Raw genomic sequence first — 8,758 nt, 5'->3', positions numbered from 1 at the left:
ATTTAGCTGAACTGAAGGGCAAACTGGAAGAGTTAAAGCCCGATGTAGATTTTCTGACTGATGCTGAAGCTCAGGACTATCACCAAAGTCTATTAATCACTCAAGACAAAATCAAAGAGGACAACACTGTTAACCGTAAGCTACCTGAAGAAATTTGAGGAGTTCCCCAAACTCAACATTCGGACAACTTCACGGCTGCCTGATGAGCCTAGAAGGTGATTCACGAGTGTGAACGTTCACAAATTTAGCTAATATCGGGATGGTCGTGAATTCTGTGTATTGCCTTGAAGTTTGACTTTAAGGTTTGCTGTAAGTCTCGCCAGATAAGGCGTTGGGGCTCTTCATCATTAACGGGGGACACCCGCATTCATTAAACTGATTTTGCGAAGAATCATTTAATGGAGAGTGCAGATGTCCCACGCAGGAGCCATTTTAGGCATAACTGAATTAGAAATTGAACAGATTAATCGTAACGACCACATTGAGGTTTGGGCTAAGCCGAGTACCAGACCAGCATGTAAACACTGCAATGCCAGGCAATTAAGGGTTAAGGCGACTCATCATCGAACGGTAAAACATACCCGACAAGGCAATCAGGTGCTGACGTTGCACCTCAAGGTGCCGAAGTATCATTGTCGAGCCTGTTATCGCTATTTTAGGCATCCATTTGTCGGTATCCGCCCTCGCTACCGGGCCTCTGAGTGTTATCGTCTGGAAGTGTTTGAAGCCCATCATGGCGGCGTGACACAGCGCAAACTGTCACGCACACACAGGATTAGTGCGACGACGGTCGAACGGTGGTATCAGTCGCACATTAATCAAAAATACAAAGAGATTGTAAGTCGTCCTTGCCCACAGATGCTGGGGATTGATGAGCATTTCTTTACACGTAAAAAGGGCTATGCCACTACTTTTGTGGATTTGAAGAACCACAATGTGTTCGACGTAAAGCTCGGACGTTCAGAGCTCAGCTTACGCCAGTACCTGCGGCGTTTACCTGGTAAAGAGAACGTCACCCTAATTGCGATGGATTTATCAGAAACCTACCGCAATATCGCAAAGCGTTACTTCCCCAATGCATTGATAGTGGCTGACCGCTTTCACGTGGTCAGGCTTATCAATCATCACTTTTTAAAAGCCTGGCAGCAGCATCACCCTGAGGGCCGACGTAACCGAGGTTTATTAAGTTTAATGCGGCGACATCAGTGGCGCTTGAGCAACGACAACCTGGCGAACTTAATGGCTTACCTAAAAGATTACCCGGTACTTCGAGCACTGTACGGCATCAAACAAGAGCTCATGCGCTACATATTGTTAAAGACAGTGAATGAAAAGCGAATGGCCAGAAAGCTTCCTAAGTTCTTATCGTTAATTGAAAAGCTCCAACATAGCCCGCTTCAAGCACTGGCTAAAACACTAACATCCTGGTTAGAGCCAATTGTTGCGATGTGGCGGTTTACCCGAAATAACGGCATCACAGAAGGCTTCCACAACAAAATGGAAATGATATCGAGAAGCGCGTATGGTTTTAGAAACTTCGAGAATTACAGAATTAGAGTAATGACCCATTGTGGATGGGATGGAATAATTAATAGAACAAGATGAATGCTGATCCCCCGTTTATGGGGTAGAGCCGGCGTTGGGTGTCACTTTAAAAGAGAGAAGTTGGTCGGTGTGAGAGGATTTGAACCTCCGACCCCTGACACCCCATGACAGTGCGCTACCAGGCTGCGCTACACACCGACCGAAAGAGTCGACAAGTGTACTTATTTTTAATGTGATTGCAACGCATAAATCTGGCTAATGAATTGATTGTTGGATAAATGTGCAACCAAATGTACTTTTCTCAGATTACGACGAAAAACGGCCGGGAAATCCGGCCGTTTACGTTTCTATAGAGATGCTTTATGTATCTGCGTTTTAAATTTCGTTTAATACGGAATTCGATTGTGAGCCCGGCTCTTCCACCGCAATGGGGACGAGACAGAGAAAGAGTCCCGGCTCACGAAACCTTATTGCAAATTACAACGCCTTGAATCGCACTGCGGCTCCACCGGCTGCCGACAAAAATAACTTGAGGCTGTCAGCACTGGTGACCTTTTGTTTCACAATCTCTATTTCGTACGGGTTAGTCTGCCAGTCCGTTCTTTTAGCATCTCTGTAAATTTGCGCTTCAAAAGTCTTACCCGGTTCCAGGAAATCCAGCTTAACGTTTACCGTGCGCGGATCTTCGTTAGTAATGGCACCTAAATACCAGTCGTTACCAGAATAATGGCGGTGCTGCTTCTCTTTACGCGCAATCACCACAAAATCCCCCACTTCACCTTGCAGCGCTATGCTCTTTTCCCAGTCGGTGGGCACGTCTTTAATAAACTGGAATGGCGCAGGCTTGGCTTCGTAGTTTTCTGGCAAATCTGCGGCCATTTGAATAGGACTGTAAATCACTACGTACTCGGCTAACTGCTTGGCAATCGTTGTATGAGGCCGCATGTATTTAGTACGACCATGTTCTTCCGTCCCTCCCTGAATGGGCGGGTAATCCAGATCAAATATGCCCGGGGTAAAGTCCATAGGGCCAGAAAGCATACGAGTGAACGCCAGCATAGGAACATGTTCTGCCGGGTTTGGCGATTGCCAGCCTGAGTTATATTCCTGCCCTCTGGCACTTTCACGGGCGATCCAGTTTGGATAGGTGCGCCGCAATCCGGTGTCTTTTACCGACTCATGCGTGTTAATGCTGATCTTGTACTTAGCCGCCGTGTTCACGTTATGAATAAAGTGATTCACCACAGGCTGGCTGTCGGTATATTCAAACCGTTTAATGCCATCATCAGTGGTACGTTTCAGGCTTTGGCCGTGTGCTACGTAACCGGTTTTGATTTGCTCAACGCCCAATTTTTCGTACAGGGCGAAACCATCTTCCATCTGGTTTTCGTAGTTAGTAATGCCGCCTGAGGTTTCATGATGGCCAATTAACTTCACACCTTTACTTTTGCCGTACTCAGTGACTTTTTCTATGTCGAAGTCGGGGTAACTCTCGGTAAAAGAAAACAGCTCTGAGTTTTGGATCCAGTCGCCGTCCCAGCCAACATTCCAGCCTTCAACCAGCACACCATCAAAACCGTGTTTTGCCGCAAAGTCCATGTACTTCATGGTGTTTTCAGTGGTAGCACCGTGCTTTTTACCTGAACCCCAGGTGTATTTCTGGATATGCATGCCCCACCAAATCCCAATGTATTTTCCCGGCGTGATCCAATCTACGTCACCCAGTTTGTTCGGTTCGTTTAAATTGAGCGTAAGATAAGAATTAATAAGACCTGCGGCATTCGGTGCAATTTGCACAGTACGCCATGGCGTAGTGAAACTTCCTGCTTTGCGTACTTTTGCGCCATCGGCGCGCGGTGCTAAGTCAGCCTCGAAGCGGCCCAAATTCATGCGATTCAAACTCATGCCGGCATAATCCACCAGCGCGGCCTCGTGAATAGCCAAATGTACGCCGTTGGCCAGTTTAATGGTCATGGGCGTACTGGCTTTATCGACGTCCTGCAGACGGGTTTCACGATACAGGTATTCCTGACGCTCATAGCCCTGACCTGGGATCCAATATGCGGTAGAGGTGTGTGAATCAACAATAGAAAACTCGGTCATTTCACGGGTAATAGTACGCGGACCATCGGCATCCACGTGATAACGGAAACCTATGCCATCGTCGAATACGCGCACCTGAACCTTAAACGCATTATCCGTATCGCCGTTTTCACTGAAATTGACTACCAACTCGTTATAGTAATTATTGATTAGACGCTGCTCGCCCCAGGGTTGCTCCCAGGTTTCATTGGCGCTATCGCGGCTGACTTCTTTTAATGACAGCTGCTTGTAAATGGGTTTTGCGTCGGCAAAAGAAAAGCCCAACCGTCCGGGGCGCATCAGTTCCTCGCCATTATAGGTAACAGCGTATTGAGCAAAGCCACTGTCATCGGAAAAGGTAAACTGAATCGATTTATCGGGCGACGTAACCGACAACTCAGCAGCGGACACCCCTCCGCTAACCAGGCAGCCTAAAAGCAATAATGCACGCATAGGTTTCTCTTAATAGTTTAAGTAGACGTTGCATAACACCCTAGAACACTTAATCGATTAAGTAAAGAAAATAGCGCATCAAATAAACATTATTTTAACAAAAGGAGTGATGGGTCATTCGTTAAGAAAAGTAAAATTCATTTAGGAATTAGAGAGATAAGCAATAGAGCTTGCTGCTTTTGCAGAGCACAAAAGCAGCAATTTTCCTGTGGCGTAAAAACGTCAGAAATGTCGTTTAAGACTGAGAGTCTGAGCTAATACGGCTGGCGACTGCACCAGCCTGCCCTTTGTATTTTGCATCTACGCGGGCGTTGTAAGGTTTTTCCGCCGGTCGACTGAGCACTTCAAAACTCAATGCACCAATTTTCATCATGGGGCGCAGCGCTAATGGCAGCTTTCCGCTGTTATAGAATTCCAGCACTATATTGCCAGACCAACCGGGATCAATACGGTGGGCGGTTACGTGCACCATTAAGCCCAGTCGCGCCAGCGAAGATCGGCCGTCTAACCAACCCACTATGTTGTCTGGCAAGGTTACCGATTCATGCGTAATGGCCAGCGCCAGTTCACCGGGGTGCAAGAAGAATGCTTTGCCTTCTGGCAACACAATCTCATCACTCATTACCGACTCCAGCGCTGCCTGTACCTCGGCTTTCGGGCCGCTCAGGTCAATGTAAGGCGCAGCGTGATCTTCAAACACGCGAAATTTATTACCCAGGCGCATGTCTACCGTTACACCACTGATGTGCTCGTAGCCCGGCTGGGGATCAATGATGATTTTGCCAGACTGCAAATGGTCGTAAATGTCACGGTCGCTTAATCGCATAGAATGTCTCTGTATTGGCTTAGAATGGCGTTAACAATAAACGGCAAAGATTGTTTAGGGGCGTATTATGCGGTGGTCATAGCTGGCAATCAATCTGAATTGCAGCGAAACTGCCCTGCCCCTGCTTTTTAGTTATCTACCGGATTAAATACAATGGGATCGCCTTTGATATGCTTCGCGCCATGCTGCGATTCGGGCACGGTCAGCGCCAATTGCATGGATACAGCTCTGGCCATATCACGGTAAGCGTCAGACAACACATGATCTGGCTCACTTACCAGCAGCGGCTTGCCGTTGCCCGCATGTTCGCGAATGGTTGTATTCAGGGGTAATGCGCCAAGTAGAGGTAATCCGTAACGTTCAGCCAGTGCCTGCCCGCCATCTTTGGCAAAGATATAGTCTTTATGGCCACACGCGGTGCACTGGTAGTAACTCATGTTTTCAACCAGACCCAACACAGGAATGTTCACTTTGTTAAACATCGCAATGCCTTTTTGGGCATCGGCCAATGCCAGATCCTGAGGCGTTGTTACCACAACGGCAGCAGTTAACGGCACTTGCTGGGCCATGGTGAGCTGCACGTCGCCGGTACCCGGTGGCATATCTACAATCAAATAATCCAGCACTGGCCATAGAGTTTCATTTATCAACTGCGCGAGTGCTTTACTGGCCATGGGGCCTCGCCAAATCGCAGCATCTTCAGCGGGTACCAAATAACCAATTGAATTGGCGACCAAGCCATGAGCCTTTAGCGGTTGCATATGCTTGTTATCAGCTGTTTGCGGCCGTTCCGTAGTATTTCCCAGCATAATTGGCACAGATGGGCCATAGATATCCGCATCCAGAATACCCACTGTCGCGCCTTCCTGAAGCAGCGCGCTGGCCAGATTAATACTGGTGGTGGACTTTCCTACCCCGCCTTTGCCAGAAGCTACAGCGATAATGTTTCGCACGTTGGTAACCGGTGGTTTTAACGTTTGCCCACTTTGAATGGACTGGGTCAGGGTTACCGACACTCCGATGTATTTCTCAGTGCTTTTCTCGTTGTTCAATGCTTGCTGCAAAAACGCTTCAATTGCCGGCCACTGGGTTTTACACACAAACGGAAACGTGACAGTAACCTGTTTGTCATTTAACGCACACCAACGTATCGCATCAGTGGCTTCAACGGAAAAATAGCTGGCCAGTTTTTCGGCAATAAATTGAATAACTGCGTCAGGTTTTTTAGCTCGACCGGAAAAAAACATGGATTACCTGCAAATTTAAAGGTTTTACAACATTACTTAATGCAAAAAAAGCGCATTTCCGCTAGTATTTGCGCCATTTCCATTAGCTTAAAAGCCGAACAATAATAGTCTATGTCAGAACAGAGTCAGCTTCCCCAAGGCAAGCGCCGTATATTGGTAACCAGTGCGTTACCTTACGCCAATGGTTCCATTCACCTGGGCCATTTACTTGAGCATATCCAAACCGATATCTGGACGCGTTTCCAGCGCCTGCGCGGACACGAATGTTACAGTGTTTGTGCCGACGATGCACACGGTACGCCGGTAATGTTAAAAGCCCAGGAATTGGGAATTACACCGGAAGAAATGGTGGCTCAAACTCGCGCAGAACACCATCAGGACCTGCTCGACTTCCATATTGATTACAACAACTATTATGTTACGCATTCACCGGAAAATCAGCATTATTGCGAAGAGATTTACCGTCGTTTGGATGCCGCGGGCTACATTAGCAAGCGTACCATTAACCAGTTGTTCGATCCGGAAAAAAACATGTTCTTGCCGGACCGCTTCGTTAAAGGTACCTGCCCGAGCTGTAATGCAGAAGATCAAAACGGCGACAGCTGTGATGTATGTGGTGCAACTTACAGCCCGACTGAAATGAAAAACCCACGTTCAGTGGTATCAGGTGCAACACCAATTCTGAAAGAGTCTGAGCACTTCTTCTTCGACCTGCCTCAGTTCGAAGGTATGCTGAAAGACTGGATCCGTTCGGGTGCCATTCAGGAAGAAATGGCCAACAAGCTGCAGGAATGGTTTGAAGATGGCTTGCAACAATGGGACATCAGCCGTGATGCCCCCTACTTTGGTTTCGAAATTCCCGGCGCGCCTAACAAGTTCTTCTACGTTTGGGTAGACGCACCGGTTGGCTACATGGCCAGCTTTAAAAATTTCTGTGACAACAACAACGTCGATTTCGATAGCTTCTGGAACAAAGACTCAGACGCTGAGCTTTACCACTTCATTGGTAAAGACATCACGTATTTCCACTGCCTGTTCTGGCCTGCGATGCTGGAAGGTGCGGGTTACCGCAAGCCTAGTGGCGTAAATATTCACGGCTTCGTAACTGTTAACGGCGCCAAGATGTCAAAGTCTCGCGGTACGTTCATTAAAGGCCGCACCTACCTTGACCACCTGAACCCGGAATACCTGCGCTATTATTTTGCGTCTAAGCTGGGTGACGGCGTAACCGATATCGACCTGAACTTTGAAGATTTCGCGCAAAAGGTGAATTCTGACCTGGTAGGCAAAGTAGTGAATATTGCCAGTCGCTGTGCGAGCTTTATTACCAAGCGTTTCGACGGCACGCTATCGGACAACGTGCTTGAACCTGAGTTGGTTGCTCAGTTCCAAAACGCGGCTGAGCCTATTGCTGCGCTATTTGAAAAGCGCAAATATCACCAAGCCATACGCGAAATTATGGCGTTGGCAGACAAAGCTAACCAGTTTATCGACACCAACGCGCCTTGGGTAACTATTAAAGACGAAACCAAGCAGCAGTTTACTCATGACGTGTGTTCATTGGGCATCAACCTGTTCCGTATTTTGGTCACCTACCTGAAGCCGGTATTGCCTGTACTCGCTGAAAAAGCAGAAGCCTTCCTGAACGACGAACTAACCTGGGAAAGCAGCCAGTCAGTACTAACCGGTCATGCCATTAACAAGTTCAAGCCAATGATGCAGCGTGTCGAAATGGACAAAATTGAAGCGATGGTTGAAGCATCAAAAGAAAGCCTGGTGGCTAAGCCGAAAATCGATCCGAACAGCCCCTTGGCGAAAGATCCAATCAGTGAAACCATTTCTTTCGACGACTTCGCGAAAGTTGACTTGCGTATCGCGCGCATCGCCAACGCAGAGCACGTCGAGAAAGCCGACAAGCTGTTACGACTAGAGCTGGATTTAGGTGGCGAAACCCGTCAGGTATTTGCTGGCATCAAATCAGCGTATGCGCCGGAAGACCTGATTGGCAAACACACCGTTATGGTTGCCAACCTGGCACCGCGCAAGATGCGCTTTGGTATGTCTGAAGGCATGGTACTTGCCGCCGGCCCTGGTGGCAAAGAGCTTTACATTCTTGAGCCAAATGAAGGCGCTCAGCCTGGTATGCGGGTTAAATAATGTGTCCCTCGGTTTTCTCTGAGGACCACTGAACAACTTACCTTTCTTAAAAATCCCCGGCCATGCGCCGGGATTTTTTTATGCAGTTCACGGATTTTCCTACGTCTTCGGGTGTTTCCTTAGTTCCCCGCCTTCGCGGGGATGATATTAAGGAGGAAGCGGGAATGATGGCTGTAATGGGTTGGGGTGACGGATGTATCTGGCATGGGTGACGGTTATCGGAGGAACCTACATCAATCGTCGTCCCGGCCTTGCGCCGGGAACTTTTGATACAACCCCCGGATTTTCTTACACCTTCGGGGGTTTCCATAGTTCCCCGCCTTCGGGGGGATGACAGTTATAGAGGGGAACCTTCATCAATCGTCGTCCCGGCCATGTGCCGGAAACTTTTGATACCACCCACGGATTTTCCTACACCTTCGGGTATTTCCTTAGTTCCCCGCCTTCG

General features: G+C 48.1%; 5 protein-coding genes and 1 tRNA gene. 2 read left to right on the top strand and 4 right to left on the bottom strand.

The features are described 5' to 3' along the window. Positions 1-411 precede the first annotated feature (411 nt). On the top strand, positions 412-1,605 hold the full coding sequence (locus AC4MRN_RS17120; protein WP_491203960.1) for an ISL3 family transposase: 1,194 nt from the start codon (positions 412-414) through the stop codon (positions 1,603-1,605). Positions 1,606-1,666: 61 nt separating this feature from the next. On the opposite strand, the gene AC4MRN_RS17115 is transcribed toward AC4MRN_RS17120, so the two are convergent. The 4 genes from AC4MRN_RS17115 to apbC all read right to left on the bottom strand — a co-directional run bounded on the left by AC4MRN_RS17115 (position 1,667) and on the right by apbC (position 6,153). After that, positions 1,667-1,743, bottom strand: a tRNA-Pro gene (locus tag AC4MRN_RS17115). Positions 1,744-2,022: 279 nt separating this feature from the next. Continuing rightward, positions 2,023-4,080, bottom strand: a complete 2,058-nt coding sequence (locus AC4MRN_RS17110) for a glycoside hydrolase family 97 protein (protein WP_491203678.1) — start codon at positions 4,078-4,080, stop codon at positions 2,023-2,025. A gap of 235 nt (positions 4,081-4,315) precedes the next feature. Next, the gene (gene dcd, locus AC4MRN_RS17105) at positions 4,316-4,906 is read right to left on the bottom strand and encodes a dCTP deaminase (protein WP_073322120.1); all 591 of its coding nucleotides are present in this window, start codon (positions 4,904-4,906) and stop codon (positions 4,316-4,318) included. A 128-nt stretch (positions 4,907-5,034) separates the two neighbouring features. Next, complete coding sequence (gene apbC / locus AC4MRN_RS17100; RefSeq protein ID WP_491203677.1) at positions 5,035-6,153, bottom strand: iron-sulfur cluster carrier protein ApbC; 1,119 nt, start codon at positions 6,151-6,153, stop codon at positions 5,035-5,037. Positions 6,154-6,264: 111 nt separating this feature from the next. Between apbC and metG the strand changes: the two genes are divergently transcribed. Next, positions 6,265-8,310 (top strand): methionine--tRNA ligase, encoded by a 2,046-nt coding sequence (gene metG / locus AC4MRN_RS17095; protein WP_491203676.1) that lies wholly within the window; start codon positions 6,265-6,267, stop codon positions 8,308-8,310. Positions 8,311-8,758 lie beyond the last annotated feature (448 nt).

Source organism: Marisediminitalea sp. (assembly GCF_984433645.1).
Note: the sequence above shows the minus strand (reverse complement) of the source record. Positions and strands in the feature narration are given on the sequence as shown.